General features: G+C 61.3%; 26 protein-coding genes. 16 read left to right on the forward strand and 10 right to left on the reverse strand.

Annotation, left to right across the window (positions count from 1 at the left end; genetic code table 11):
- Window positions 1-55: 55 nt before the first annotated feature.
- The 4 genes from AC07R1_RS14175 to trpE all read left to right on the forward strand — a co-directional run bounded on the left by AC07R1_RS14175 (window position 56) and on the right by trpE (window position 4,333).
- Window positions 56-1,204, forward strand: a complete 1,149-nt coding sequence (locus tag AC07R1_RS14175; protein WP_495110625.1) for an iron-containing alcohol dehydrogenase — start codon at window positions 56-58, stop codon at window positions 1,202-1,204.
- Window positions 1,205-1,284: 80 nt separating this feature from the next.
- Window positions 1,285-1,959, forward strand: a complete 675-nt coding sequence (rpe, locus tag AC07R1_RS14180) for a ribulose-phosphate 3-epimerase (protein WP_011063809.1) — start codon at window positions 1,285-1,287, stop codon at window positions 1,957-1,959.
- On the forward strand, window positions 1,956-2,774 hold the full coding sequence (locus tag AC07R1_RS14185) for a phosphoglycolate phosphatase (protein WP_011063808.1): 819 nt from the start codon (window positions 1,956-1,958) through the stop codon (window positions 2,772-2,774). The genes rpe and AC07R1_RS14185 overlap by 4 nt, the downstream gene beginning before the upstream one ends.
- A 71-nt stretch (window positions 2,775-2,845) precedes the next feature.
- Window positions 2,846-4,333: an anthranilate synthase component I gene (trpE, locus tag AC07R1_RS14190; RefSeq protein ID WP_011063807.1), complete on the forward strand. Its 1,488-nt coding sequence runs from the start codon at window positions 2,846-2,848 to the stop codon at window positions 4,331-4,333.
- A gap of 152 nt (window positions 4,334-4,485) precedes the next feature.
- Here trpE and AC07R1_RS14195 read toward each other — a convergent pair whose 3' ends face one another.
- Window positions 4,486-4,926: an Rrf2 family transcriptional regulator gene (locus AC07R1_RS14195; protein ID WP_011063806.1), complete on the reverse strand. Its 441-nt coding sequence runs from the start codon at window positions 4,924-4,926 to the stop codon at window positions 4,486-4,488.
- 238 nt (window positions 4,927-5,164) lie between these two features.
- Between AC07R1_RS14195 and AC07R1_RS14200 the strand changes: the two genes are divergently transcribed.
- From AC07R1_RS14200 to AC07R1_RS14235, 8 genes are all read left to right on the forward strand, one after another.
- A complete protein-coding gene (locus AC07R1_RS14200) occupies window positions 5,165-6,766 on the forward strand; it encodes an ABC transporter substrate-binding protein (RefSeq protein ID WP_495110626.1) in 1,602 nt (533 codons plus the stop codon).
- Window positions 6,767-6,818: 52 nt separating this feature from the next.
- A complete protein-coding gene (locus AC07R1_RS14205) occupies window positions 6,819-7,778 on the forward strand; it encodes an ABC transporter permease (protein WP_011063804.1) in 960 nt (319 codons plus the stop codon).
- A 3-nt stretch (window positions 7,779-7,781) separates the two neighbouring features.
- A complete protein-coding gene (locus AC07R1_RS14210; protein WP_011063803.1) occupies window positions 7,782-8,609 on the forward strand; it encodes an ABC transporter permease in 828 nt (275 codons plus the stop codon).
- Window positions 8,610-8,611: 2 nt separating this feature from the next.
- A complete protein-coding gene (locus AC07R1_RS14215) occupies window positions 8,612-10,243 on the forward strand; it encodes an ABC transporter ATP-binding protein (RefSeq protein ID WP_495110627.1) in 1,632 nt (543 codons plus the stop codon).
- Between the two features lie 884 nt (window positions 10,244-11,127).
- Window positions 11,128-11,721: an aminodeoxychorismate/anthranilate synthase component II gene (locus AC07R1_RS14220; RefSeq protein ID WP_011063801.1), complete on the forward strand. Its 594-nt coding sequence runs from the start codon at window positions 11,128-11,130 to the stop codon at window positions 11,719-11,721.
- Between the two features lie 9 nt (window positions 11,722-11,730).
- Window positions 11,731-12,780 (forward strand): anthranilate phosphoribosyltransferase, encoded by a 1,050-nt coding sequence (gene trpD, locus AC07R1_RS14225; protein ID WP_011063800.1) that lies wholly within the window; start codon window positions 11,731-11,733, stop codon window positions 12,778-12,780.
- Window positions 12,777-13,613 carry an indole-3-glycerol phosphate synthase TrpC gene (gene trpC, locus AC07R1_RS14230; RefSeq protein ID WP_011063799.1) on the forward strand — a complete coding sequence of 279 codons (837 nt, stop codon included), beginning with the start codon at window positions 12,777-12,779 and terminating at the stop codon, window positions 13,611-13,613. The genes trpD and trpC overlap by 4 nt, the downstream gene beginning before the upstream one ends.
- A gap of 67 nt (window positions 13,614-13,680) precedes the next feature.
- Window positions 13,681-14,382: a lipoate--protein ligase family protein gene (locus AC07R1_RS14235; RefSeq protein WP_072451735.1), complete on the forward strand. Its 702-nt coding sequence runs from the start codon at window positions 13,681-13,683 to the stop codon at window positions 14,380-14,382.
- Here AC07R1_RS14235 and crp read toward each other — a convergent pair.
- A complete protein-coding gene (crp, locus tag AC07R1_RS14240) occupies window positions 14,379-15,023 on the reverse strand; it encodes a cAMP-activated global transcriptional regulator CRP (protein WP_011063797.1) in 645 nt (214 codons plus the stop codon). The genes AC07R1_RS14235 and crp overlap by 4 nt on opposite strands.
- A 236-nt stretch (window positions 15,024-15,259) precedes the next feature.
- On the opposite strand from crp, the gene AC07R1_RS14245 reads away from it, so the two are divergent.
- Entirely contained in the window at window positions 15,260-15,682 is a 423-nt protein-coding gene (locus AC07R1_RS14245) for an OsmC family protein (protein WP_009045862.1), read from the forward strand.
- A gap of 72 nt (window positions 15,683-15,754) precedes the next feature.
- Here AC07R1_RS14245 and coq7 read toward each other — a convergent pair whose 3' ends face one another.
- The 6 genes from coq7 to hemJ all read right to left on the reverse strand — a co-directional run bounded on the left by coq7 (window position 15,755) and on the right by hemJ (window position 20,239).
- The gene (coq7, locus tag AC07R1_RS14250) at window positions 15,755-16,402 is read right to left on the reverse strand and encodes a 2-polyprenyl-3-methyl-6-methoxy-1,4-benzoquinone monooxygenase (RefSeq protein ID WP_011063796.1); all 648 of its coding nucleotides are present in this window, start codon (window positions 16,400-16,402) and stop codon (window positions 15,755-15,757) included.
- A gap of 127 nt (window positions 16,403-16,529) precedes the next feature.
- Window positions 16,530-16,868 carry a histidine triad nucleotide-binding protein gene (locus tag AC07R1_RS14255; protein ID WP_011063795.1) on the reverse strand — a complete coding sequence of 113 codons (339 nt, stop codon included), beginning with the start codon at window positions 16,866-16,868 and terminating at the stop codon, window positions 16,530-16,532.
- Between the two features lie 70 nt (window positions 16,869-16,938).
- A complete protein-coding gene (locus AC07R1_RS14260) occupies window positions 16,939-17,727 on the reverse strand; it encodes an SDR family NAD(P)-dependent oxidoreductase (RefSeq protein ID WP_019092760.1) in 789 nt (262 codons plus the stop codon).
- 62 nt (window positions 17,728-17,789) lie between these two features.
- Entirely contained in the window at window positions 17,790-18,710 is a 921-nt protein-coding gene (locus tag AC07R1_RS14265; RefSeq protein ID WP_495110628.1) for a DUF805 domain-containing protein, read from the reverse strand.
- A gap of 96 nt (window positions 18,711-18,806) precedes the next feature.
- The gene (locus AC07R1_RS14270) at window positions 18,807-19,775 is read right to left on the reverse strand and encodes an NAD(P)H-dependent flavin oxidoreductase (RefSeq protein ID WP_019092762.1); all 969 of its coding nucleotides are present in this window, start codon (window positions 19,773-19,775) and stop codon (window positions 18,807-18,809) included.
- Window positions 19,776-19,807: 32 nt separating this feature from the next.
- Window positions 19,808-20,239 (reverse strand): protoporphyrinogen oxidase HemJ, encoded by a 432-nt coding sequence (hemJ, locus tag AC07R1_RS14275; RefSeq protein ID WP_011063791.1) that lies wholly within the window; start codon window positions 20,237-20,239, stop codon window positions 19,808-19,810.
- A gap of 135 nt (window positions 20,240-20,374) precedes the next feature.
- Between hemJ and argC the strand changes: the two genes are divergently transcribed.
- A complete protein-coding gene (argC, locus tag AC07R1_RS14280) occupies window positions 20,375-21,409 on the forward strand; it encodes an N-acetyl-gamma-glutamyl-phosphate reductase (RefSeq protein WP_011063790.1) in 1,035 nt (344 codons plus the stop codon).
- A 168-nt stretch (window positions 21,410-21,577) separates the two neighbouring features.
- Window positions 21,578-21,928 carry an iron-sulfur cluster insertion protein ErpA gene (gene erpA / locus AC07R1_RS14285; protein WP_011063789.1) on the forward strand — a complete coding sequence of 117 codons (351 nt, stop codon included), beginning with the start codon at window positions 21,578-21,580 and terminating at the stop codon, window positions 21,926-21,928.
- A gap of 70 nt (window positions 21,929-21,998) precedes the next feature.
- Here erpA and AC07R1_RS14290 read toward each other — a convergent pair whose 3' ends face one another.
- Both AC07R1_RS14290 and AC07R1_RS14295 read right to left on the reverse strand, forming a co-directional pair.
- Window positions 21,999-23,090: an anhydro-N-acetylmuramic acid kinase gene (locus AC07R1_RS14290; RefSeq protein WP_495110629.1), complete on the reverse strand. Its 1,092-nt coding sequence runs from the start codon at window positions 23,088-23,090 to the stop codon at window positions 21,999-22,001.
- Between the two features lie 3 nt (window positions 23,091-23,093).
- Window positions 23,094-24,515 carry a peptidoglycan DD-metalloendopeptidase family protein gene (locus AC07R1_RS14295; RefSeq protein ID WP_011063787.1) on the reverse strand — a complete coding sequence of 474 codons (1,422 nt, stop codon included), beginning with the start codon at window positions 24,513-24,515 and terminating at the stop codon, window positions 23,094-23,096.
- Between the two features lie 209 nt (window positions 24,516-24,724).
- Between AC07R1_RS14295 and tyrS the strand changes: the two genes are divergently transcribed.
- Entirely contained in the window at window positions 24,725-25,924 is a 1,200-nt protein-coding gene (gene tyrS / locus AC07R1_RS14300; RefSeq protein ID WP_053154182.1) for a tyrosine--tRNA ligase, read from the forward strand.
- Window positions 25,925-26,036: the final 112 nt, after the last annotated feature.

Consider the following 26,036-nt stretch of genomic DNA (forward strand, 5'->3'; position numbering starts at 1 on the left):
GCAATCCCCAGCTACGCTTGTGCCGGCTCCCACCTTTATATAAGAGGCTGCGCACATGAGTATTTCCTCTTTCAAGATCGCCCATAAATTGCTGACCGGCAGCACCGCCATCGAGCAACTGGCTGCCGAGCTGACCCGCCTGGATGTCGATAACCCGCTGATCGTCACCGATACTGCCCTGCTCAGGTCCGGCACGGTGGAGCTGGCGCTGGCCCACCTGGGGGAGCGCAGTTACGAAGTCTTCGACCGGGTGCAGCCCGATCCGGAAATCGCCATCGTCGAGGACTGCATGCAGGTGTACCGCGAGGGTGGGCATGACGGGCTGATCGGCCTGGGCGGCGGCAGCGCCATCGATATCGCCAAGAGTGTCGGGGCCTATGCCGGCTATCACGGCGCCCTGGAGGACCTGTTCGGCATCGACCAGGTGCCGCGCAAGGGGCCGCCGCTGATCGCCATTCCCACCACCGCAGGCACTGGTTCGGAAGTGACCAATGTGGCGATCCTCTCGGACCGGGTCGCGCAATTGAAGAAAGGCATCATCAGCGACTACCTGCTGCCGGACGTGGCCCTGGTCAGCCCGCAGATGACCCTGACCTGTCCGCCGCATGTCACCGCGGCCAGCGGCGTCGATGCCCTGGCGCATGCCATCGAGGCCTACCTGTCCCTCAATGCTTCCGCGATCACCGACTCCCTGGCCATCGGCGCCATCAAGCTGATCGTCAAGGCTTTACCCAAGGCCTTTGCCAACCCGGCCCACCTGCAGGCCCGGGAGGACATGGCCACCGCCAGCCTGATGGCCGGCATGGCCTTCGGCAATGCCGGGGTCGGTGCGGTGCATGCGATGGCCTATCCCCTGGGCGGACGCTTTCATATGTCCCACGGGGTCAGCAATGCCTTGCTGCTGCCCTATGTCATGACCTGGAACAAGATGGCCTGCGTCGAGCGTATGCAGGATATCGCCGAGGCCATGGGGGTACAGACCGCGCACCTGAGCGCCAGCGAGGCGGCCGACCGGGCAGTGGAGGCCATGGCAGCGTTGTGTGCGGCGGTGGAAATTCCCAGCGGCTTGCGCAGCTTCGGCGTGCCCGAGGATGCGATCCCGGCCATGGCCGTCGAGGCCGCGGGTATCGAGCGCTTGATGCGCAACAACCCGCGCCGGCTGAGCCCCGCCGATATCGAGAAGATCTATCGCGCGGCCTACTGATCATCGCGGTTACGGTGTGCGCTCCAAAGCATGAGGTATACAATGCGCGCCATCGTGATTCTGCTCAAAAAAGGTGCGTCATGCAGCCCTTCGCTATTGCTCCGTCGATTCTCTCCGCCGACTTCGCCCGTCTGGGCGAGGAAGTGGACAATGTCCTGGCCGCCGGCGCCGACATCGTGCATTTCGATGTCATGGACAACCACTATGTGCCGAACCTGACCATCGGCCCGATGGTCTGCGCTGCGCTGCGCAAGTACGGGATCACCGCGCCGATCGATGCACACCTGATGGTCACTCCGGTGGACCGCATCATCGGTGACTTCATCGAAGCGGGCGCCACCTATATCACCTTCCACCCGGAAGCCACGCTGCATGTGGACCGTTCCCTGCAGATGATCCGCGAAGGCGGTTGCAAGGCCGGCCTGGTGTTCAACCCGGCAACTCCGCTGGACGTGCTCAAGTACGTGATGGACAAGGTCGACATGGTGCTGCTGATGAGTGTCAACCCGGGCTTTGGCGGGCAGAAGTTCATTCCGGGCACCCTCGACAAGCTGCGTGAGGCTCGTGCCTTGATCGATGCCTCCGGGCGGGATATCCGCCTGGAAATCGACGGTGGGGTGAACGTGGGCAACATCCGCGAAATCGCTGCCGCAGGCGCCGATACCTTTGTGGCAGGCTCGGCGATCTTCAATGCGCCGAACTATCAGGAAGTCATCGAGAAGATGCGTGCCGAACTGGCGTTGGCGCGACCATGAGCGCCTTTGAGCAGCTGTTCCAGGGGCGCCTGCCACGGCTGGTGATGTTCGACCTGGATGGCACCCTGGTCGATTCGGTACCGGACCTTGCGGCCGCCGTGGATCAGATGCTGCTCAAGCTGGGGCGCAAGCCTGCCGGTGTCGAGGCGGTGCGTGAGTGGGTTGGCAACGGTGCGCCCATGCTGGTGCGCCGGGCCCTGGCCAACAGCCTGGAGGCCCAGGGTGTCGACGATGTCGAGGCCGAGTATGCGCTGGAGCTGTTCAATACCGCCTACGAGGACAGCCACGAGTTGACCGTGGTCTATCCCGGTGCGCGCGAGACTCTCAAGTGGCTGCACAAGCAGGGCGTGGAAATGGCCCTGATTACCAACAAGCCCGAGCGTTTCGTGGCCCCCTTGCTGGACCAGATGAAAATCGGTCGGTATTTCCGCTGGATCATCGGCGGCGATACCCTGCCGCAGAAGAAACCCGACCCGGCGGCGCTGTTCTTTGTGATGAAGATGGCCAGCGTGCCGGCCTCGCAATCACTGTTCGTCGGCGATTCGCGCAGTGACGTGCTGGCAGCCAAGGCGGCGGGGGTCAAGTGCGTCGCCCTGAGCTACGGCTACAACCACGGCCGGCCGATTGCCGAGGAGTCGCCGGCGCTGGTGATCGACAACCTGCGGGCGCTGATCCCCGGTTGCTTAGAACCTGCCGCTGAGATAACGTTGCCCGACGCTGTTCCATCCCATTCTGGAAACTCCATCGTGGTGGTCACTCGCAAACTCTGGATGAAAGTCATCAAGGCCCTGGCCCGCTGGCGTTGGCGCGCCTGATTTTTGTCTGGCCGGCCCCGCCGGCACGTTTGCATACCTGACTGTTAGACCCTCAAGCCACGAGGCACCCCATGATTCGCGAAGAATTCCTGCGTTTGGCCGCAGCCGGTTACAACCGTATCCCGCTGGCCTGCGAAACCCTTGCCGACTTCGACACCCCGCTGTCGATCTACCTGAAACTGGCCGACCAGCCCAACTCCTATCTGCTGGAGTCGGTGCAGGGCGGTGAGAAGTGGGGGCGTTACTCGATCATCGGCCTGCCGTGCCGCACTGTGCTGCGGGTGCACGGCTTCCAGGTCAGCGTGACCCATGATGGCGTGGAGATCGAAAGTCACGAAGTGGCCGACCCGCTGGCCTTCGTCGAGGAATTCAAAGCCCGCTACAACGTCCCGACCATTGCCGGCCTGCCGCGTTTCAACGGTGGCCTGGTGGGCTATTTCGGCTATGACTGCGTGCGTTATGTCGAGCCGCGCCTGGGCCCGTGCCCGAACCCGGATCCGATCGGTGTGCCGGATATCCTGTTGATGGTCTCCGACGCGGTAGTGGTGTTCGACAACCTGGCGGGCAAGGTGCACGCCATCGTGCTGGCCGACCCTGGCCAGGACAACGCCTTCGAAGCCGGCCAGGCACGTTTGCAGGAATTGCTGGCGCAACTGCGCCAGCCGATCACTCCGCGTCCGGGCCTGGATTTCAGCAAGCAGCTGGCCGCCGATCCGCTGTTCCGCTCCAGCTTTACCCAGGCTGACTATGAGCGGGCCGTGGACACCATCAAGGAATACATCCTGGCCGGTGACTGCATGCAGGTGGTGCCGTCCCAGCGCATGTCCATCGATTTTTCGGCGGCGCCCATCGACCTGTACCGGGCGCTGCGCTGCTTCAACCCGACCCCTTACATGTACTTCTTCAACTTCGGTGATTTCCACGTAGTGGGCAGCTCGCCGGAAGTGCTGGTGCGGGTCGAAGACAACCTGATCACTGTGCGGCCGATCGCCGGCACCCGCCCGCGGGGCGCCTCCGAGGAAGCCGACCTGGCCCTGGAGCAGGACCTGCTGTCGGACGCCAAGGAGATCGCCGAGCACCTGATGCTGATCGACCTGGGACGCAACGACACCGGTCGGGTCTCGGAAATCGGTTCGGTGAAACTCACCGAAAAGATGGTCATCGAGCGCTATTCCAACGTGATGCACATCGTTTCCAACGTCACCGGCCAGCTCAAGGCCGGGCTGACGGCCATGGATGCGCTGCGGGCGATCCTGCCGGCGGGCACTCTGTCCGGCGCACCGAAAATCCGTGCGATGGAAATCATCGACGAGCTGGAACCGGTCAAGCGTGGGATCTATGGCGGCGCCGTGGGTTACTTCGCCTGGAACGGCAACATGGACACCGCCATTGCCATTCGCACGGCGGTGATCAAGAACGGCGAGCTGCATGTACAGGCCGGCGGCGGGATTGTTGCCGACTCGGTGCCGACCCTGGAGTGGGAAGAGACGCTGAACAAGCGTCGCGCAATGTTCCGTGCCGTGGCACTGGCGGAACAGACCCCTGCATCCAAGGCTTGAGGAGTTGCTGTCGTTGATTGGTTTTATGAGGATCCTGATGTCAATCAGGTCCTCATGAAATCCAGTGCTGTGGTGTATATCAATCGAGCGCGGGAGCGATAAGCGCCCAGCTGCTGCGCTGATGAAGGCCCCGAGCATTGCGCCCTAAGGTCTTAGGCCTGCCTGACATTTTCCTGCGGCTTTTCGAAGGCAACGAACAGTTGGTCTGCGGTGATAGTGCCAAGGTCCAGGCGCATGTTGGCTTCAAGCATGGCGAACAGGCGGGTGAATACATCGAATACCTTGCAGTGTTCTTCCATGCCTGAGAACGGGTTGTCGATCTTCTCGGCGATCAGCGAGCTTTCCTGTACGGCGTCATAGACCTCACGCAAGGTGATATCGCTGGCTGGGCGTGCGAGGGTCAGGCCGCCGTGGGCGCCGCGCCATGACTTCAGAATATTGGCTTTGACCATCAACGACACGAGACTGCGTACCCGGGTGGGATGAGTCTTGACCCACTTGGCAATGGTCTCGGTACGCAACCTCTGCGGCGCGTTGGCCGCTACGAACGAGAGGATGTATGAGGCGGTGATCAGGCGGGTCGACTGACTCATCTAGTTTGAATTCTCTCTTCAGTGGTAGGGCAGTAGCGACATTCCGATCTGCCCCTTCGAACCGATAGTACTGACAAAACCCCGCCTAGCAAGAGCCTCGCTCGTAAAGAAAAGGGGATTGGCAGCGACCTGTTTTTGAGCTTAATGTATTTGTCACGATGACAATTACAAATATTTTGCATCAGTGCGTGCGAGGTCGGCTGAATCCTTTTCTCTGCGGTTCAACAGAGGCAATGCCATGAGCGATAACAACAACAAAATAACTCAAGCGATGCACGACAGCGGCCTGCCGCGTCGGGATTTTCTCAAATACAGCGCAGCGGCGGTTGCCGTGGCCGGGGCGTTTTCAATGGGCTTGCCGCAACGCGGCTGGGCCGAGGAGGCCACCCCGAAAGCGGGCGGCGTGCTGCGCATGGGCCTGGCCGGTGGCAGTACTACCGATTCTCGTGATCCAGGTTCATGGAGCGACACCTTTACCTTTGTCGGATTCTCGGCGGTGTACAACACCCTGAGCGAAATTGGCGTCGATGGCACGGCGATCCCCGAGCTTGCCGAGCGCTGGGAGTCCAGCCCCGATGCACGCATCTGGACCTTCACCTTGCGCCAGGGGGTGACCTTCCATAACGGCAAGACTCTGGATGCCGGCGATGTGGTCGCCTCAATCGGGCATCACCTGGGCGACAAGTCCACCTCGGCGGCCAAGACCGTGCTCGGCGATGTTGCCAAGGTCAGCGCCCAGGGCAATGACACCGTGGTGTTCGAACTGCATTCGGGCAATGCTGACTTCGCCTACGTGGTGGCCGATTATCACCTGGTGATCATGCCCGCCAAGGACGGCGCCGCCGACTGGCAGGCAGGGATCGGCACCGGCGGTTATCGCCTCAAGGGCTTCGAACCCGGCGTGCGCATGGACCTTGAGCGCAGCCCGGATTACTGGAAAGCCGGCCGCGCGCATTTCGCCAGCGCCGAGCTGCTGGCCATCGCCGATGGCGCCGCGCGGGTCAACGCCCTGGTCACCGGCCAGGTCGATGTGATCAACAAGGTCGATCTCAAGACTGTCGCCTTGCTCAAGCGCAACCCCAATCTGGTCATCGAAGAGACCAAGGGCGCCCAGCACTACACCTTCCCGATGCTGACCGACAGCCAGCAGTTCCAGGACAACAACATCCGTCTGGCGCTCAAGCACGCGATCAACCGCGAAACCCTGCTGGCCTCGGTGCTTTATGGCTATGGCCAGATTGGCAACGACCACCCGATCCAGCCCGGTAGTCGCTTCATCAACAGCGCCCTGGAGCAGCGTGGCTATGACCCGGACAAGGCGCGTTTCTACCTGCGCCAGGCCGGGGTCGATTCGCTCAAGGTGCGCCTGCAAGCCTCCGATGCCGCTTACACCGGCGCGGTGGATGCCTCGGTACTGTTCAAGGAGCAGGCACGCCAGGCCGGTATCGACATCGACGTGGTGCGCGAACCTGCCGACGGCTTTTTTTCCAATGTGTGGATGAAGCAGCCCTTCACCACCTCGTTCTGGTACAGCAGCCTGACCGCCGACCGCATGTTCAGCATCGGCTACGCCAAGGGCGCGGCCTGGAACGAGACGCACTGGGACAACGCCCGTTTCAACCAGCTGCTCAACGCCGCTCGCGGCGAGATGAACGCGCCGCTGCGCCAGGAGATGTACAACGAAATGCAGGCCCTGTGCCGTGACGAGGGCGGGGCGATCGTGCCGCTGTTCGCAAGCTCCGTGGCCGCACGCTCCAAGCGCGTGGCCCACGGCGGGCTGACCGCGCCCTACGGCGAGCTCGATGGCCTGCGCTTGATCGAGCGCTGGTGGCAGGCGTAAGCCCGACACTTTTTGCACCTTTCTTCGTTGATCCTGTTCGAGGAGCTGTACGGTGAATAGCCTTTGCAAACTGTTGCTCCAGCGCCTGGCCCTGGGCCTGTTGTCGCTGTTGGCGGTGTCGGTGATCATCTTCCTGGCCGTCGGCATGCTCCCGGGCGATGTCGCCCAGGCCATGCTCGGCCAGGCGGCAACTCCCGAGACCGTCGCTGCCTTCCGTGCCCAACTGGGCCTGGATCTGCCGCCGCTGACCCGCTTCGGCCACTGGGCCTGGCAACTGCTGCACGGTGACCTGGGCCTGTCGCTGGCCAACCAGCGGCCGATTGCCGAGCTGATCGGCACGCGCCTGGGCAACACCTTTACCCTGGCCTTGCTGGCAGCGCTGGTGTCGGTGCCGGTAGCCTTGCTGCTGGGCATGCTCGCGGCGCTGTACCGCAACAGTTGGTTCGACCGCCTGCTCAACACCAGCGCCCTGAGCGCGGTGTCGTTCCCGGAGTTTTTCGTCGCCTATATCCTGATCCTGGTGTTCGCGGTCAAGCTCAACTGGTTGCCGAGTATCTCCAACCTGGCCCCGGGGGCATCGTTCGCCGAGGTGCTGGAGCGCTCGCTACTGCCGGTGCTGACCCTGAGCCTGGTGGTGGTCGCGCAAATGATGCGCATGACCCGCGCGGCCTTGATCAACGTGCTGGCCAGCCCCTATATCGAGATGGCCCGGCTCAAGGGCATCAGCCAGGCGCGGATCATCTTCCACCACGCCTTGCCCAATGCCCTGGCACCGATCATCAACGTGGTGGCACTGAACCTGGCCTACCTGGTGGTCGGCGTGGTGGTGGTCGAGGTGGTGTTCGTCTATCCGGGGCTCGGCCAGTTACTGGTCGACTCGGTGTCCAAGCGCGATATCCCGGTGGTGCAGGCCTGCAGCCTGATCTTCGCCGCCACCTACATCCTGCTCAATACCACGGCCGACGTGCTGTCGATTGCCAGCAACCCACGCCTGATGCATCCGAAGGGGTAAGCCATGAGCCTGATCAAAGCGTTGTTGCGGGCGCCCATGAGCGCCCAGTTCGGCCTGCTGGTGATTGTTGCCTACATACTGGTGGCGCTGTTCGCGCCGGTGCTGGCGCCGTATGGCGAGACTGAAGTGGTCGGCGAAGGTTTTGCACCTTGGGGCGGGCAGTTCCTGCTGGGTACCGATAACCTGGGCCGCGACATGTTCAGCCGCCTGGTGTATGGAGCGCGCAACACCCTGGGGATTGCCTTCCTGACGACGCTACTGGCCTTTGCCGTCGGCGGTTTCTGCGGGCTGGTAGCGGCGATCAGGGGCGGCTGGATCGACCAGGGCCTGTCGCGGCTGGTGGATATCCTCATGGCCATCCCGCAGCTGATCTTTGCCTTGCTGATCCTCAGCGTGGTCGGCACCAACGCCACCTCGCTGGTGCTGGTGATCGCGCTGCTCGATGCCACCCGGGTGTTTCGCCTGTCACGGGCGGTGGCGATGACCGTGGTGGTCCAGGACTTCGTCGAGGCCGCCCGGCTGCGTGGCGAAGGGCTGTGGTGGCTGGTCAGCCGCGAGGTGCTGCCCAATGCCGCCGCGCCGCTGATTGCCGAGTTCGGCCTGCGTTTTTGCTTCGTGTTTCTGTTCATCAGTGCGTTGTCGTTCCTGGGCCTGGGCATCCAGCCGCCGACCGCCGACTGGGGCAGCATGGTCCGCGACAATGCCGTGCTGATCACCTTCGGCGATATCAGCCCGCTGCTGCCGGCCCTGGCAGTGGCGCTGATCACCGTCAGCGTCAACTTTGTCGTGGACTGGGTGCTGCATCTATCCAGCGGCCTGAAGGAGTGCTGAGCATGACCGTTCATTCAAGTGACAAGCCGCTACTGGAGATCCACGACCTGCGTATTGAAGGCCATTATCAGGACGCTTGGCACCCGCTGATCAAAGGCATCGACTTGAGCCTGCAGCGGGGCGAAGTACTGGGCCTGATTGGTGAATCGGGGGCGGGAAAGTCGACTCTGGGCCTGGCCTCCATGGGTTATGTGCGCGACGGTTGCCGTATCACGGGTGGCTCGGTGCGCTTCGATGGCCAGGAACTGGTGGGCGCCAAGCCCGAAGCCCTGCGCAAGCTGCGCGGCGTGCGTATCGCCTATGTCGCGCAAAGCGCGGCGGCCTCGTTCAACCCCGCGCACCGGCTGATCGACCAGCATGTCGAAACCGCGGTAAGGAACGCTGGTATCGACCGTGCCAAGGCACAAGCCGAAGCAGTGGAGCTCTACCGCATACTGCGTCTGCCCAACCCCGAGCAGATCGGCCAGCGCTACCCGCACCAGGTCTCCGGCGGTCAGTTGCAACGGGTGATGACCGCCATGGCCATGGCCTGCCACCCGGACCTGATCATCTTCGACGAACCGACCACGGCGCTGGATGTCACCACCCAGATCGAAGTGCTGGTGGCGATTCGCGATGCGGTGAAAACCTACGGGAGCGCCGCCTTGTATATCAGCCACGACCTGGCAGTGGTGGCGCAAATGGCCGACCGCATCATGGTTCTGCGTCACGGCAAGCTGGTGGAGGAGGCCGACACCCGGACCATGCTCGACGCCCCACAGCAGGATTACACCAGATCGCTGTGGGCAGTACGTAGCTTGCGCACCGAACCCAAGCCGTGCCCACCGCAGGCAACACCGCTGCTGGAGGTACGCAAGGCCAGCGCCAGCTACGGCCATCAGCCGGTGCTGCACGATGTCTCGCTCAAGCTCTATCGTGGCCAGACCCTGGCGGTGATCGGCGAGTCGGGCAGCGGCAAGAGCTCTACGGCACGCTTGATCACCGGGTTGTTGCCGCCGACCAGCGGCCAGGTGTTGTATGACGGAAAAGCGCTGCCAGCTGATTATCGCCAGCGCAGCAAGGAGCAATTGCGCCGATTGCAGATGATTTACCAGATCCCCGACACCGCGCTCAACCCGCGCCAGCGCATCGTCGACATCATCGGCCGGCCGCTGAGTTTCTACCTCGGCCTCAAGGGCCAGGCGCTGCGCCAGCGGGTCGCCGAGCTATTGGAGATGATCGAGCTGGACCCGGCGTTGTACATGGATCGCCAGCCCCGCGAACTGTCTGGCGGGCAGAAGCAGCGAATCTGTATCGCCCGGGCTCTGGCGGCCGAGCCGCAACTGATCATCTGCGACGAAGTCACCTCGGCCCTCGACCAACTGGTGGCCGAAGGCGTTCTGAAGCTGCTCAACCGCATCCAGCAGCAACTGGGCGTGGCCTACTTGTTCATCACCCACGACGTCGCCACCGTGCGCGCCATTGCCGACGAGGTACTGGTAATGCAGCGTGGGAAGGTGGTCGATCACGGCTGCCGGGAGGAGATCTTTACCCCGCCGTACCGCGACTACACCGGCTTGTTGTTCTCCAGTGAGCCAGAAATGGATCCGGACTGGCTCGACCATTTGCTGGAGAAAAGGGCGCTGGTTTCCTGACTTGGCCATGGCAAGAAAAGCGCCCCTTTGATCAAGTGGCCGTGCTTCTGGGGCCAGAAGAGGCGGAACGCCCCTTGAGCCGCACGGCTAAGAAGGCGCAAACAGGCTGCCACCACCTTAAAGAGCGCCGTTTCGGTGATGGACTTGTGGCGTTTAAAGGGCCTCCAAGCCAGCTGCCGAGGCGGGCTGCGTAACGCGGTGCGCATGTCGTGCCCCCGCCTTTGCAGTGCGCGGCGTGCACGGGACCGGCCATGCATTGCGCTCCAACGGAGTGGGGCAGGTATCAACCATCGGGGTGAGTGCCGCAAGACCCAGCGGCAAATTGCAATCGACGCAGCCCCTTGATGAACGGTACAATCGCGCCTCGAAGCTCGGCTGCGGAACGCCGTCGAGTGCTCAATTACGGTTAGGTCCTATGCTTTGCATTGCAACGATTCGTTTTAGTCAGTGGTGGCGCTTCCAATAGGAAGCGGCACGTCGTTGCGGTTTTTTAACCGAACCCTGCCGCCGTAATCGGCAAGCAGGGATCAAGGATCTAATAGCTCTCCGGCACGGCGGCTCCAAACCCCAGGAGAACGCTGCATGCCAATCAGTCTCCCCACGCAGTACACCTTCGCCCGGCGGCAATGCCATCGGGTGCATCGTCATGCCCAACGTTCTGCCGGCTTGCGCTGGCGATGGCCGACGATGGCGTGGCGAGCTGAGCGACATTGCATAGATAAGGCGGTTCAATTCCATCACCTTGTCTGCCCTGCCGACAGCTTGCAGCATTCGGGTGCGCAAGCTCGCCCGGCACGCTCCACTGCGCTTGTGTATATCAATGTGCATATCGACACCCTGAGTTGCATGCACACCTACTTTAAAATCAATAAGTTGGAGCATGTATGCTGCTGATGATTGATAACTACGACTCCTTCACCTACAACGTCGTCCAGTACCTGGGCGAGTTGGGAGCTGAGGTGAAAGTAGTGCGCAATGACGAACTGACCGTGGCTCAGATCGAGGCGCTCAAGCCCGAGCGCATCGTGGTCTCGCCCGGGCCTTGCACGCCGACCGAAGCCGGTATTTCCATCGAGGCGATCAAGCATTTCGCCGGCAAGCTGCCGATTCTCGGCGTATGCCTGGGGCATCAGTCCATCGGCCAGGCCTTTGGCGGCCAGGTGGTGCGTGCCCGGCAAGTGATGCACGGCAAGACCAGCCCGGTGTTCCACCGTGACCTGGGGGTGTTCAACGGCCTGAACATGCCGCTGACCGTAACCCGTTACCACTCGTTGGTGGTCAAGCACGAGAGCTTGCCCGAGTGCCTCGAAGTCACGGCCTGGACCCAGCTGGAAGACGGCTCCGTCGACGAGATCATGGGGTTGCGCCACAAGACGCTGAATATCGAGGGGGTGCAATTTCACCCCGAGTCTATTCTCACCGAGCAGGGCCACGAGCTGTTCGCCAACTTTCTCAAACAGAGCGGCGGCACGCGCTAAGGACTTTTCATGGATATCAAGACTGCCCTGAGCCGTATCGTCGGCCACCTGGACCTGAGCACCGAAGAAATGCGTTCGGTAATGCGTGAAATCATGACCGGCCAATGCACCGATGCGCAGATTGGCGCCTTCATGATGGCCATGCGCATGAAAAGCGAAAGCATCGACGAGATCGTCGGTGCGGTATCGGCAATGCGCGAGCTGGCGGACCGGGTCGAGCTGAAAACCCTGGATGGCGTGGTGGATGTAGTGGGCACCGGCGGCGACGGGGCGAACATCTTCAACGTGTCCACGGCTTCCTCCTTTGTGGTCGCAGCGGCCGGTTGCACTGTGGCCAAGCACGGCAACCGCGCGGTGTCCGGCAAGAGCGGCAGCGCCGACCTGCTGGAAGCGGCAGGGATCTATTTGAACCTGACCCCGGTCCAGGTGGCGCGCTGCATCGATAACGTCGGCATCGGCTTCATGTTTGCCCAGTCCCATCACGGGGCGATGAAATATGCCGCCGGCCCGCGTCGCGACCTTGGCCTGCGCACCCTGTTCAACATGCTCGGCCCGCTTACGAATCCGGCCGGAGTCAAGCACCAGGTGGTAGGCGTGTTCACTCAGGCGTTGTGCCGGCCCTTGGCCGAAGTCTTGCAACGCCTGGGCAGCAAGCACGTTCTGGTGGTGCATTCCCAGGATGGTCTGGACGAGTTCAGCCTGGCTGCGCCCACCTATGTGGCCGAGCTGAAGAATGACCAGATCACCGAGTACTGGGTACAGCCCGAGGATCTGGGCATGAAGAGCCAGAGTCTGTTCGGCCTGGTGGTGGAAAGCCCGGCGGCCTCCCTGGAGCTGATCCGCGATGCCCTGGGGCGCCGCAAGACAGAGCATGGCCAGAAGGCCGCCGAAATGATTGTGCTCAATGCGGGTGCGGCGCTGTATGCCGCCGATCATGCCAGTAGCCTGAAAGAGGGCGTGGCCCTGGCTCACGACGCCTTGCACACCGGCCTGGCCCGAGAGAAGCTCGAAGAGCTGGGTGCCTTTACCGCGGTGTTCAAGCAGGAGAATGAAGGATGAGTGTGCCGACAGTTCTGGAAAAAATCCTCGCCCGTAAAGCCGAGGAGGTTGCCGAGCGCAGCGCCCGCGTCAGCCTGGCCGAGCTGGAAACCCTGGCGCGTGCTGCCGATGCACCACGGGGTTTCGCCCGGGCCTTGCAGGATCAGGTCAAGCTCAAGCAGCCGGCAGTGATAGCCGAGATCAAGAAGGCTTCGCCGAGCAAAGGCGTGATCCGTGAGAACTTCGTTCCGGCGGACATTGCCAAGAGCTACGAGAAAGGCGGTGCCACTTGTCTGTCGGTGCTGACCGATGTCGATTACTTCCAGGGTGCCGATGCGTACCTGCAGCAGGCCCGCGCCGCCTGCAAGCTGCCGGTGATCCGCAAGGACTTCATGATCGACCCGTACCAGATCGTCGAAGCCCGTGCCCTGGGCGCCGACTGCGTATTGCTGATTGTCGCTGCGCTGGATGACGCGCGGATGGCGGAGCTGGCGGCGGTGGCCAAGGGCGTTGGCCTGGATGTGCTGGTGGAAGTGCATGATGGTGATGAGCTGGAGCGGGCGCTGAAGACCCTCGACACACCGCTGGTTGGGGTCAACAACCGCAACCTGCACACCTTCGAAGTCAATCTGGAGACCACCCTCGACCTGCTGCCACGCATTCCTCGCGAGCGCCTGGTGATTACCGAGAGCGGCATCCTCAACCGTGCCGATGTCGAGCTGATGGAAATCAGCGATGTCTATTCGTTCCTGGTGGGTGAGGCGTTCATGCGTGCCGAAAGCCCGGGCAGCGAATTGCAGCGTCTGTTCTTCCCTGAGCGCGGCGTGCCGGTCAGCGGCTCGACCCTGGACTGAACCCGTGACAATGAACAAGCCGGCGATGCCGGCTTTTTCATGCCTATCGCCAAGGATTTCTACTGCCATGACTCAACCCCTTGCCTTGACTGTCGAAGCCGGTCTGCAGGCCGAGCAAGATCTGCTGGCCCTGGTGTGTACCGGTGAACAAGAGTTCGGCCTGCTGTTCTGGCAGCCCAGTGACCGGGCGCTGGTGATGCCTCGGCGCTTGAGCCGCCTGCCTGGATTTGAACGGGCCTGCGAGGAGTCGGCCGCCAACGGCTGGCCGGTGCTGTTGCGCGAAACCGGCGGCGAGCCGGTGCCGCAGTCGGCGGCCACGGTGAACATCGCACTGGTCTACGCCCCGCCGCGCAGCGAAGGGGATCAGGGCCGGATCGAAACCGCGTACCGGCGCCTGTGTCAGCCGATCTGCGATCTGCTCAGCGAGCTGGGGGGCAACCCGTCATTGGGCGAAGTGGAAGGGGCGTTCTGCGATGGTCGCTTCAACGTCAACCTGGACGGGCGCAAGATGGTCGGCACCGCCCAGCGCTGGCGTCAGAGCAAGGGTGGCCAGCGGCCAGTGGGCCTGGTGCATGGCGCCCTGCTGCTGGATAACGAACGCGATTCGATGGTGAACGCGGTCAATACTTTCAATCAGGCCTGTGGCCTGGAACAGCGCTGCCGGGCCGAAAGTCATATCGCCCTGCACGAGGCCTTTGCGGCGCCCGATGCGCTAGTGCGGCTGGAGAGCCTGTACCGGCAGATGCTCAAGGGCTTCCTGGCGGATTAGCGGGTGCCGAACACCACCATGGTCTTGCCCTTGACGTGAACCAGGTTGCGTTCTTCCAGATCCTTGAGCACGCGACCGACCATTTCCCGGGAACAACCGACGATCCGGCCGATTTCCTGGCGGGTGATCTTGATCTGCATGCCATCCGGGTGGGTCATGGCGTCCGGTTGCTTGCACAGCTCCAGCAGGCAGCGGGCCACCCGCCCGGTCACGTCGAAGAACGCCAGGTCGCCGACCTTGCGCGTGGTGTTGCGCAGGCGCTGGGCGATCTGCCCGCTGAGCACATAGAGGATGTCCGGGTCGTTCTGCGACAGTTCGCGGAACTTGGCGTAGCTGATCTCGGCAACCTCGCACTCTACCTTGGCGCGCACCCAGGCGCTGCGCTGCTGCTCATGGCCGGCCTCTTCGAAGAGCCCCAGTTCGCCGAAGAAGTCTCCGGCATTGAGGTAGGCGATGATCATCTCCCGACCGTCATCGTCTTCGATGAGGATGGTCACCGAGCCCTTGATGATGAAGTACAGGCTGTCGGACACATCACCGGCGCAGATGATGTTGCTCTTGGCCTGATACCGGCGGCGTTGACAGTGCATGAGCAACTTGTCGAGATTTTTGATCTTGGGGGTGGGGGCAATAGCAACCATGGTTGTATCCCGAAAAGACTGCACGGTATGAGGTGTTTTTTTTATGGGGCGTAAAACGAAGGTGTTGAACGCTGGCGATGCGCCAGTCATTTGGCGTCAGCTTAACAGACACGTCCTTGGCTCAATTAAGATTTTTCTTATCGAAAACCGGTATTGAGGGACAAACGGTCAAAGCGCTGTGGCTGGAAAACCCTGTGCTAAGCTGGCGACCCTTTTTTAACAGTGGAGTCTTGGCGATGAAGGCACGCATCCAATGGGCTGGCGAAGCCATGTTCCTCGGCGAATCGGGCAGTGGCCACGTAGTGGTGATGGATGGCCCGCCGGAAGCCGGTGGCCGCAACCTGGGTGTTCGCCCTATGGAAATGCTCCTGCTCGGCGTGGGCGGTTGCAGCAACTTCGATGTGGTCAGCATTCTCAAGAAGTCGCGCCAGGCGGTTGAAAGCTGCGAGGCGTTTCTGGATGCCGAGCGTGCCACCGAAGACCCCAAGGTCTTCACCAAGATCCACATGCATTTCGTGGTCAAGGGCCGGGGCCTCAAAGAAGCCCAGGTCAAGCGGGCCATCGAGCTGTCTGCCGAGAAATACTGCTCGGCGTCGATCATGCTCGGCGCGGCCGGTGTGGCCATCACTCACGATTACGAAATCGTCGAGCTGGGCTGAACCCGCGCGGATTCTGGCGGTAAAAGAAAAGGGCGCTTCGATAGCGCCCTTTTTGATGCCCGTGGTTTGGAATCAGATCCGGTAGGTGCTCTTGGTCATGACCTTGGCCAGCAGGCTCATGCCGAATTTCACCGGCGCCGGGAAGCGGAACCCGCCGGCTTCGAGCGCGGTTTCAGCGTGATGTTCTTCGTCGATGCGCATCTGTTCGAGAATCGCTCGGGACTTTTCGTCTTCGGCCGGCAGTTGCTCCAGATGCTCGTTCAGGTGCTTGCACACCTGGTCTTCGGTGGCGGCAACGAACCCCAGGCTGACCTTGTCGCTGATCAGGCCTGCCGCGGCGCCGATGCCGAAGGACAAACCGTAGAACAGCGGGTTGAGCACGCTCGGGTGGCTGCCCAACTGGCGGATGCGCTGTTCGCACCAGGCCAGGTGGTCGATTTCTTCTTCGGCGGCATGTTCCATGGCCTGGCGTACCTGAGGCAGCTTGGCGGTCAGGGCCTGGCCCTGGTACAGCGCCTGGGCGCAGACTTCCCCGGTGTGGTTGATGCGCATCAGGCCGGCCACGTGCCGGGTGTCCTCGTCACTCATCTGCGCTTCCGGCTGCACGATGGCCGGCGACGGGCGATAAGGTTGGCCGCTGAAAGGCAGCAGCGTGCGCATCGCCATATCGGCTTGCAACAGCAGGCGGTCGATCGGCGAGTAGTGACGTTGGGTAGTCATGCTTATCTCCGGGAGAAATCTCGGCGGCCAGTTTACTCCAATCAAAGGAGCGAAAACTGCGCTGGATCAGCGCACCCTCGTCCTCGATGGTCCGAGAGGGCGCTGCGCAAGGGGTGGGTGGGGGCAATCAGCCCGGCGGCCAGTTCATCTGGCGCTGACCCAGCACGTGCATGTGAATGTGATACACGGTCTGCCCACCCAGCTCGTTGCAGTTCATGACGACCCGGAAGCCGTCTTCGCAGCCTTGCTCCTTGGCCAGGCGCTGGGCGGTGAACAGAATGTGTCCGGCCAGGGTCTTGTCGTCCTCGGTGAGGTCGTTGAGGGTACGGATGGGTTTCTTCGGGATCACCAGGAAATGCACCGGCGCTTGCGGGGCAATATCGTGGAAGGCCAGAACCTGGTCGTCCTCGTAGATGATCTTCGCGGGTATTTCTCTGTTGATGATCTTGGTGAACAGAGTATCCACAGCTGTTTCTCCATTGGGTTGGTCCGGGCCGAGTGTACTCAGGTGCACAAGGTGCGCCCAGCCCCGACTCTTAACGTGGGCAGTAGGCCCGATTGACGTAACCGACGATCTTGCGGGTCAGCCAGCGTGAACTCAGGCGGGCGCTGAAGGCCATCCAGCGGTTCAGGCGGCCGGGAATGATGATGGCGCGGTTCTTTTCCAGGGCGCGGACCGCATACAGCGCGACCTCCTCGGGGCTCATGAGCAGCTTGCTGTCCTTGAGTTTGGTGGTGTCCATTTGTGCGGTGCGGAAAAATGCGGTGCGGGTCGGCCCCGGGCAGAGTACCGAGACCTTCACCGCGCACTTCTTCAATTCTTCGCGCAACCCTTCGGAGAAATGCAGGACATAGGCCTTGCTGGCGTAGTAGCTGCTCATCCAGGGGCCGGGATAGAAGGCTGCCACCGAGGCGACATTGAGGATCTGCCCGCCGCCCAGCAGCGCCATGCTGTTGCCCAGGGCATGACACAGGCGGGTGAGGGCGAGGATGTTGACCTCGATCAGGTCCTGCTCGGTCATCCAGTCCTGGGCCAGGAACGGGCCGCTGGTGCCGATGCCGGCGCAATTGACCAGCAGGTCGATCTGCCGGTCACCCTCCTCCAGCTCCAGCAGGAAACCGGACAGGCGCAGTGGTTCGCCCAGGTCGCAGGCGCGGAACAGCACTTCGACGCCGAAGCGCTGGGTCAATTCCAGGGCGATGCATTCCAGCTGATCACGCTGACGGGCCACGAGAATCAAGTTACGGCCGCGCCGGGCCAGTGCTTCGGCCAGGGCCAGGCCTATGCCGCTGGAAGCACCAGTGATCAGAGCGTAACGGGTCATGCATTTCTCCATCGCAACGGCCGGCGGCCTGCGACGGGGGAGGGTCGCAGGCCCGGGCGCGTTTATTCTTGCTCGGACTCGGATTCTACAGGGGCGGCGATATCGGCGGGTTCGGCATCTTCATCGGCGCTGCTGGAGTCGATGCTTTCGCTGTAGCTGGTTTCGCTGTAGCGATCTTCCAGGGAGCTCAGGCCGCCGGCCACCATGCCCACGATCAGTGCGACGATCAGGACGACCCACATCCAGGACAGCACCTTGACGGCGGTGGTGTTGGGCGGTGGTGGTGCGCCGTAGCGGTTGGCCACGTTGCTGCCCGGGCTGACCATCAGCACCAGAGGGAAGATGCTGCCGACGATGGGCACGAAGTTCAGCAGCCACAGCCAGCCCGACCAGCCGAGATCGTGCAGGCGCTGCACGCTGATCTGAATGCTGACCACGAGGAAGCCGATGAAGACCACGATGCCGCCGACAATTCCCAGGCCGGTGAGCAGGGTGGAATTGAACACCGCCGCGGACAGGATACCGAAGAAGGCGCCTACCCCGACCACGGCCAGCATGGCCACCGTCAGGACCAGAGTCCAGGCCAGGTAGCGCAGGCGACCGATACGGCCTTCGAAGCTGAATACGTTGAGTGCGGCGTATTGTGGGATTGCATCGCCTACTATGGCTTGCGGGGGCGCATAGGGCGACTCGCTGAAGCTGCTGGCCCTGGGTGTGGGGGTTACTGTGTCTAGATCCAGCTTCAGGGCCTGCTCGGATTCGATGCGGGCATCGATCCCGGCGTTCTTCAATGCTTCCAGATAGCGCTGGGCGTCGGCCTGCGTCAGGTCGCGCTTGAGCTCCACCTGCTGGCCGCTGAACAGGCGTTCTACGGCGGCCGCATCGCTTTTGAACAGTTCGGCGAGGTTCAGTTGGGCAGTGGCTTTTTCCACGCCGGGCAGCAATGTGCCGTCGAAAACGATCTTGTAGCGGGTTTCGCTCATGGGGGCATCCCTGTCACTTGAAAAGAAGGTTTACATAAAAGACCGACAGTTTAAGGCCAGCGCCCCTCGGCTGGCCAAAAAACTAATGAGAACGGGTTAACGTGGCCAGCGTTTGCTCAGTTGGCTGGCGCGTTGCTGGGCCGCCTGATATTCGCTGTCCAGGCGCGCGATCAATTGGTCGACGCTGGGCAGGTCGTCGATTTCACAGACCCCCTGGCCTGCGGACCAGACGGTTTTCCAGGCTTTTGCCTCATCACTGATGGGTTTGAGCTTGGAGCCGAAGTTGATCTCACCTTTCCCTTGCAGGGCGGCCAGGTCGAAACCTGCGTTCTCCAGGCTTTGGCGCATGAAGCTGGCAGGTACTCCGGAAACCGCGGCGGTATGCACGATGTCGGCGGCTCGAGAGCTGAGTAGCATCTCTTTATAGGCATCCGGTGCGTGGCTTTCGGTGGTACCGATAAAGCGGGTGCCCAAGTAGGCAAGGTCGGCGCCAAGCAGCTGTGCGGCAAGAATCTCGTGGCCCCGGTTCAGGCAGCCGGCCAGTAGCAGGGTCTTGTCGAAGAACTGGCGGATCTCGGCGACCAGAGAGAAGGGGCTCCAGGTGCCTGCATGGCCACCCGCTCCGGCTGCGACGGCGATCAGCCCATCGACACCCGCCTCGGCGGCTTTCTCTGCGTGCCGGCGGGTGGTCACGTCATGAAATACCAGGCCGCCGTAGCTGTGCACGGCGTCCACTACTTCCTTGACCGCGCCGAGGCTGGTGATGACGATCGGTACCTTGTGCTCGATGCAGATCTGCAAGTCGGCCTGCAGCCGTGGATTGCTGTTGTGCACGATCAGGTTCACGGCGTAGGGAGCAGGGTTCTCCAGCTTGGCCAGGCCCGCTTCGATCTCCTCCAGCCAGGCCTTGAAACCGCTGCTTTCGCGCTGATTGAGGGCGGGAAAGCTACCCACCACACCATTGCGACAGCAGGCCAGGACCAGTTCCGGGTTGGAGATCAGAAACATCGGCGCGGCCACCAGAGGCAGGCGCAGACGTTGTTCGAGCAAAGCGGGCAGTGACATTGGAGTACCCCCAGGGAAGCGACTAGTTAGAGTTAGAACGGCCGTACAACGACCAAAATTACAATAGCCAGCAATATCAGAACCGGTACTTCATTGAACCAGCGATAAAAGACATGGCTGCGGGTGTTTTCGCCACGGGCGAAGCGCTTCACTTGCGCGCCGCACATGTGGTGATAGCCGATGAGGATGACCACCAAGGTCAGTTTGGCGTGCATCCAGCCGCCCTGGCCGAAATACGCGCTGGGGTTGAGGCTGATCAGCCAGATGCCAAAGATCAGTGCCGCGATCATCGCAGGCCCCATGATGAAGCGGTATAGCTTGCGTTCCATCAGGCAGAAGCGCTCGCGGCTGATGCTGTCCTCGCTTTGGGCGTGGTAAACGAACAGGCGTGGCAGGTAGAAAAGGCCGGCAAACCAGCAGACCACGCTGACGATATGAAAGGCTTTGAGCCATAGATAGAGCATTTTTAGTTATTCCCAGGTTCACGGTGGCGAAGATAGTAGAGGGTAGAGCGTCCGCACGTCACCTTGACGGTTGTCGCAGGGGCGCGCCGCCCCTATTATCGGCAGCTTTCCAGTGGGTTCGTTGAGGGCAGGTTTATGGTCAAGGTCGGTATCGTCGGCGGCACGGGTTACACCGGTGTCGAACTGCTGCGTCTGTTGGCACAGCATCCGCAAGCGCGAGTGGAAGTCATCACTTCGCGATCCGAGGCTGGCCTGGCCGTTGCCGACATGTACCCGAACCTGCGTGGCCATTACGACGGCCTGGCGTTCAGCGTGCCGGATATCAAGACCCTTGGTGCCTGTGACGTGGTGTTCTTTGCCACCCCCCATGGCGTGGCGCATGCACTGGCTGGCGAACTGCTGGCTGCGGGGACCAAGGTCATCGATCTATCGGCGGACTTCCGCCTGCAGGATGCCGATGAGTGGGCCAAGTGGTACGGTCAGCCTCACGGTGCCCCTCAATTGCTGGAGGAAGCGGTCTACGGCCTGCCGGAAGTCAATCGCGAACAGATCAAGAAAGCCCGTTTGATTGCGGTTCCTGGCTGCTATCCAACCGCAACCCAGCTCGGTTTCCTGCCGCTGCTGGAAGCCGGTCTTGCCGACACTTCCCGGCTGATCGCCGACTGCAAATCCGGTGTCAGCGGTGCTGGCCGTGGGGCCAGCGTCGGGTCGCTGTACTCGGAAACTTCCGAGAGCATGAAGGCCTATGCGGTCAAGGGGCACCGTCATTTGCCGGAAATCCGTCAGGGCCTGCGCCGGGCAGCAGGCAAGGAAGTTGGCCTGACGTTCGTACCGCACCTGACGCCGATGATTCGCGGTATCCACTCCACGCTCTACTCCACGGTGGTGGATAAGTCGGTGGATCTGCAGGCGTTGTTCGAGAAGCGTTATGCCAATGAGCCGTTTGTCGATGTAATGCCGGCCGGCAGCCATCCGGAGACCCGCAGTGTGCGGGGTGCCAACGTGTGCCGGATTGCCGTGCACCGGCCGCAGGATGATGATCTGGTAGTGGTACTGTCGGTCATCGACAACCTGGTCAAGGGCGCTTCGGGCCAGGCGGTGCAGAACCTCAATATCCTGTTCGGCCTGGATGAGCGTCTGGGGCTGTCCCACGCGGGCATGCTGCCTTAACGTCGTTTTTGCGTGAACAAAAAGGCCCGTCTGACGGGCCTTTCTGCTTTATACGGGTGGCTGTACGACTATTGATATACCGTAACAATAGTTGACCGCTTTTCTGGGAGAAGCGGATAATGCGCGTCATTACGCAGTATGGCGGCTTAACGCCGGGAGATAGTCAGCATGAGCGTTGAATCCTTCACCCCCACGGCTTTGCAATTCACTCAAGGTGCAGCGCACAAGGTGAAGACCCTGGTCGATGAAGAGGGTAATGATCGCTTGAAGCTGCGCGTATTCGTTACGGGCGGCGGTTGTTCGGGGTTTCAGTACGGTTTCACTTTCGATGAGGAAGTGGCCGAGGATGACACCATCGTCGAGCGCGAGGGCGTGAGCCTGGTGGTCGATCCGATGAGCTTCCAGTACCTGGCCGGTGCTGAAGTGGACTACCAGGAAGGCCTGGAAGGTTCGCGGTTCGTGATCAAGAACCCCAATGCCACCACTACCTGTGGTTGCGGGTCGTCGTTCTCGATCTGATTAGCCGGCAGCAGCTATTCGCCGAACGCCGCAGGGGCCTGGGATCCTGCGGCGTTTTGCTGTCTGCTGTTCAAGCCGGGTAGATGGCGCCTAGTACACGCAGGCCACGGGCGCCGGTGACGCTGGGCCGGTTGGCAGCGATGCCCTCCAGGCAGCAGTGGGCCAACCAGGCGAACGCCATAGCCTCTACCCAGTCCGGATCTACGCCATACGCTGCAGTGCTGCTGACCCGGGTTTGCGGGAGTAGGGCTGCCAGGCGGCCCATGAGCGCTGCGTTATGCGCGCCGCCGCCGCACACCAGCAGCTCCTGGGTGTCACTTTGAGCGCTCTGCAGCGACTCGACGATGGTTAGAGCTGTCAGCTCCAGAAGGGTAGCCTGCACGTTTTCGGCGGCAATAGCGCCCCGTGCCCTCAGATGCCGCTGTAGCCAATCAAGATTGAATACCTCGCGCCCGGTGCTCTTCGGGCCTTGGGTGGCGAAGAACGGGTCGCTGAGCAGGGCTTGCAAGAGGGGCGGATCAATCTGGCCGCTGGCAGCCCACTGGCCATTGCGGTCGAAGTTCTCTGCGCGTTGGGCCTGGATCCAGGCATCGAGCAGGACGTTGCCCGGGCCACAGTCGAATCCGGCCAACGGCTTGGCGGTTTCGATCAGGCTCAGGTTGCTGAACCCGCCGACGTTCAGCACGGCGCGGTTTCCCGGGCGCTGGTCGAACAGGGCTTCGTGAAAGGCCGGAACCAGCGGCGCGCCTTGTCCGCCCGCCGCCACGTCGCGGCTGCGGAAGTCGCTGACGACAGTGATCCCGGTCAGCTCAGTGAGCAGGGCCGGGTTGCCGATCTGCACCGTGAACCCGCGGCTTGGCTCATGACGCACGGTTTGTCCGTGGCTGCCGATAGCGCGAATGTCTTGAGGGTACAGTTGCTGTTGTTGCAGAAGCTGGTTGATGCCCTGGGCGGCCAGCTCGACCCAGTGCTGTTGGGCGATGGCGGAACGGGCGATCTCGTCGGGGCCACTGGCGCACAAACCCAGGAGTTCGGCGCGCAGGGTATCGGGCATGGGGATGTAGCGAGTGGCGACCAATCTGAGCGCCGGGCTTTGCTCGATCAGGGCGATGTCCAGGCCATCAAGGCTGGTACCGGACATCACACCTATATAGAGCGCCATGGCTTAGCGCTTGCTCGAGGCCAGCATCGTGGCCTTTTCCTGATCCATCCGGGCCATCAGAGGCTGGCTCTGCTGCAGGAAGCGTGCTCGTTCGGCCTTGGCGATCGGGTCGGCCATGGGCAGCTTCTGGCCCAGCGGATCCACGTGGACACCGTTGACCTGGAACTCGTAGTGCAGGTGCGGTCCGGTGGACAGCCCGGTGGTACCGATATAGCCGATGACCTGGCCCTGTTTCACCGAGCCGCCAGTCTTCACACCCTTGGCAAAGCCCTGCATGTGGCCGTACAGGGTGCGGTAGGTGTTGCCGTGCTGGATGATCACGGTATTGCCATAACCGCCACGACGGCCAGCTAGCAGCACCTTCCCATCACCGGCAGCCTTGATTGGCGTGCCCCGTGGCGCGGCATAGTCCACGCCCTTGTGGGCACGGATCTTGTTCAGGATCGGGTGCTTGCGGCCCATGGAAAAGCGCGAACTGATGCGAGCGAAGTCCACCGGTGTACGGATGAAGGCCTTGCGCATGCTGTTGCCATCAGCGGTGTAGTAGCTGCTGGAACCCTGTTTGTTGGTGTAGCGCACTGCGGTGTAGGTCTTGCCACGGTTAGTGAAGCGCGCGGAGAGGATATTGCCTGTACCGACTACCTTGCCGTTGGCGACTTTTTGCTCATAGATCACGTCGAATTCGTCACCCTGGCGAATATCCTGGGCGAAGTCGATGTCGTAGCCGAAAACGTTGGCCATATCCATGGTCAGGCTGTGGGACAGCCCGGCGCGTGCGGCAGACTGCGAAAGCGAGCTGTTGATGACGCCGTGGACATAGGCAGAACGAACCACTGGCTTGGTGATCACGCGGCTGAACGTAAAGCCCTTGGGGCCTTTGGTCAGGGTGATGGTTTCCAGGTCGCTGACCTTGCTGTGCAGGTTGTTCAGTTGGCCATCAGGCGTCAGCTCGAACTCCAGCTTCTGGCCATGCTTGAGCTGGGAGAATTGCTTGGCCTGCTTGTCGCTGGCCAGTACTTCATGGACAGAAGTGGCTGGCAGGCCAACCTTTTCAAAGAGTGTGGAGAGGGTGTCGCCCTTGGTGACCAGAACTTCCCTGTGGCCGGGGGCTTTTGGCTCCTCCACGGCAGCAGGCACAGGTGCGGTTTCTGCGGTTTGCGTGGTGTCTTCGGCGGTGTTTTCGATCTGTGCGAAAGGTGAGGCAACGGCCTCGCTTGTGGCTTGTTCGGTGGATGCGGCGTCTTGATCTTGTGTCAGTTGCTCGATCGGGCTTTCCAGATCAAGGCTCAATGTCGTTTTTTTTGCTTCTACATCACTGGATGGAAATACCAGAAGGGCCAAGCTGAGAAGGGCCGCGATGCCACTTGCGGCGAGCAGGTGGCTCTTCGGATAAAGCGGTGGCGCTTTAGACGGTTCGGTGGTCATAGGTAATTTGACTTTGAAAAGATGAAATGGAAAAGATGAATGACATGATGAAGATGAAATAACTGTATAAAATATAACCAAATCATCTGTGACGCAAGGGCGCGGGCACTCTGCTTTCGGAATGCTCCCGTACGCCGGGCAAAACTTGTAATTAGTCCATGATCTTGTATGGTTGGTTCCCTTTTGAATCTGAGCCTTGCGGGTCTGTTATGAAGTCGGTTGAAGAGCAGCTAGCGCTGATCAAACGTGGTGCGGAAGAGTTGTTGGTCGAGTCCGAGTTGATCGAGAAGCTCAAGCGCGGCGAACCGCTGCGCATTAAGGCTGGCTTTGATCCGACGGCGCCGGATCTGCATCTCGGGCATACCGTACTTATTAATAAGCTGCGTCAGTTCCAGGACTTGGGTCACCAGGTAATCTTCCTGATTGGCGACTTCACCGGCATGATCGGTGACCCCAGTGGCAAAAGTGCCACGCGCCCACCCTTGACTCGCGAGCAGGTCCTGGAAAACGCAGAGACCTATAAAAGCCAGGTCTTCAAGATTCTTGATCCTGCCAAGACTGAGGTGGCTTTCAACTCCACCTGGATGGACAAGATGGGACCGGCGGACTTCATTCGTCTAACTTCCCAGTACACCGTTGCACGGATGCTCGAGCGCGACGACTTCGACAAGCGCTATTCGACCAATCAGCCGATTGCCATTCATGAGTTCCTGTATCCGTTGGTGCAAGGCTATGACTCGGTGGCATTGCGCGCCGATGTCGAGCTGGGCGGTACCGACCAGAAGTTCAACCTGTTGATGGGGCGTGAGCTGCAGCGCGGTTACGGTCAGGAGGCTCAGTGCATTCTGACCATGCCATTGCTCGAAGGGTTGGATGGCGTCAAGAAGATGTCCAAGTCTCTGGGTAACTATGTCGGTATCCAGGAGGCGCCTGGCGTGATGTACGGCAAGCTGGTGTCCATTCCTGATGCGTTGATGTGGCGTTACTTCGAGTTGCTCAGCTTCCGCTCCATGGATGAGATCAATGCATTCAAGGCGGATGTAGATGCTGGCGCTAACCCGCGTGATATCAAAATCAAGCTGGCCGAAGAGATTGTTGCGCGCTTCCATGGTGAAGAGGCTGCTGCAAATGCTCACCGTGCCGCAGGTAACCGCATGAAAGATGGCGAGCTGCCTGATGATCTGCCGGAAATCGAGCTGGTTGCTGCCGAGGATATGCCGATTGCGGCTGTCCTTAATAAGGCAGGGCTGGTGAAGAACGCCGCAGTGGCTCGGGATCTTCTGGGTTCGGGTGGTGTGCGGGTGGATGGTGAGGTTGTCGATCGCACCTATATATATGCAGTAGGTTCAACCCATGTGTGCCAAGCCGGCAAGAAGGCATTTGCACGTATTACGCTTAAATCCGAATAAAACTGAAAATAGGTGTTGACGGCGAATTATATCTCTCTATAATTCGCCCCACTTCCGGCGCAGTCGAAACGGAAAACTCCTTGAGATTCAACGAGTTACGCAGTTTTCGACA

The sequence above is a fragment of the Pseudomonas sp. GW821-FHT07F01 genome (assembly GCF_059418825.1).

Excerpts from the sequence above, each read along its gene's own strand:
- AC07R1_RS14195 (WP_011063806.1), bottom strand. The coding sequence starts at position 4,926 with ATGAGTCAGTCGACCCGCCTGATCACCGCCTCATACATCCTCTCGTTC.
- trpE (WP_011063807.1), top strand. The coding sequence starts at position 2,846 with ATGATTCGCGAAGAATTCCTGCGTTTGGCCGCAGCCGGTTACAACCGT.
- AC07R1_RS14245 (WP_009045862.1), top strand. The coding sequence starts at position 15,260 with ATGAAGGCACGCATCCAATGGGCTGGCGAAGCCATGTTCCTCGGCGAA.
- tyrS (WP_053154182.1), top strand. The coding sequence starts at position 24,725 with ATGAAGTCGGTTGAAGAGCAGCTAGCGCTGATCAAACGTGGTGCGGAA.
- AC07R1_RS14270 (WP_019092762.1), bottom strand. The coding sequence starts at position 19,775 with ATGTCACTGCCCGCTTTGCTCGAACAACGTCTGCGCCTGCCTCTGGTG.
- crp (WP_011063797.1), bottom strand. The coding sequence starts at position 15,023 with ATGGTTGCTATTGCCCCCACCCCCAAGATCAAAAATCTCGACAAGTTG.
- argC (WP_011063790.1), top strand. The coding sequence starts at position 20,375 with ATGGTCAAGGTCGGTATCGTCGGCGGCACGGGTTACACCGGTGTCGAA.
- AC07R1_RS14175 (WP_495110625.1), top strand. The coding sequence starts at position 56 with ATGAGTATTTCCTCTTTCAAGATCGCCCATAAATTGCTGACCGGCAGC.
- AC07R1_RS14265 (WP_495110628.1), bottom strand. The coding sequence starts at position 18,710 with ATGAGCGAAACCCGCTACAAGATCGTTTTCGACGGCACATTGCTGCCC.
- AC07R1_RS14200 (WP_495110626.1), top strand. The coding sequence starts at position 5,165 with ATGAGCGATAACAACAACAAAATAACTCAAGCGATGCACGACAGCGGC.
- trpD (WP_011063800.1), top strand. The coding sequence starts at position 11,731 with ATGGATATCAAGACTGCCCTGAGCCGTATCGTCGGCCACCTGGACCTG.
- rpe (WP_011063809.1), top strand. The coding sequence starts at position 1,285 with ATGCAGCCCTTCGCTATTGCTCCGTCGATTCTCTCCGCCGACTTCGCC.
- erpA (WP_011063789.1), top strand. The coding sequence starts at position 21,578 with ATGAGCGTTGAATCCTTCACCCCCACGGCTTTGCAATTCACTCAAGGT.
- AC07R1_RS14235 (WP_072451735.1), top strand. The coding sequence starts at position 13,681 with ATGACTCAACCCCTTGCCTTGACTGTCGAAGCCGGTCTGCAGGCCGAG.
- hemJ (WP_011063791.1), bottom strand. The coding sequence starts at position 20,239 with ATGCTCTATCTATGGCTCAAAGCCTTTCATATCGTCAGCGTGGTCTGC.
- AC07R1_RS14210 (WP_011063803.1), top strand. The coding sequence starts at position 7,782 with ATGAGCCTGATCAAAGCGTTGTTGCGGGCGCCCATGAGCGCCCAGTTC.
- AC07R1_RS14220 (WP_011063801.1), top strand. The coding sequence starts at position 11,128 with ATGCTGCTGATGATTGATAACTACGACTCCTTCACCTACAACGTCGTC.
- AC07R1_RS14215 (WP_495110627.1), top strand. The coding sequence starts at position 8,612 with ATGACCGTTCATTCAAGTGACAAGCCGCTACTGGAGATCCACGACCTG.
- AC07R1_RS14185 (WP_011063808.1), top strand. The coding sequence starts at position 1,956 with ATGAGCGCCTTTGAGCAGCTGTTCCAGGGGCGCCTGCCACGGCTGGTG.
- AC07R1_RS14290 (WP_495110629.1), bottom strand. The coding sequence starts at position 23,090 with ATGGCGCTCTATATAGGTGTGATGTCCGGTACCAGCCTTGATGGCCTG.
- coq7 (WP_011063796.1), bottom strand. The coding sequence starts at position 16,402 with ATGACTACCCAACGTCACTACTCGCCGATCGACCGCCTGCTGTTGCAA.
- trpC (WP_011063799.1), top strand. The coding sequence starts at position 12,777 with ATGAGTGTGCCGACAGTTCTGGAAAAAATCCTCGCCCGTAAAGCCGAG.
- AC07R1_RS14260 (WP_019092760.1), bottom strand. The coding sequence starts at position 17,727 with ATGACCCGTTACGCTCTGATCACTGGTGCTTCCAGCGGCATAGGCCTG.
- AC07R1_RS14295 (WP_011063787.1), bottom strand. The coding sequence starts at position 24,515 with ATGACCACCGAACCGTCTAAAGCGCCACCGCTTTATCCGAAGAGCCAC.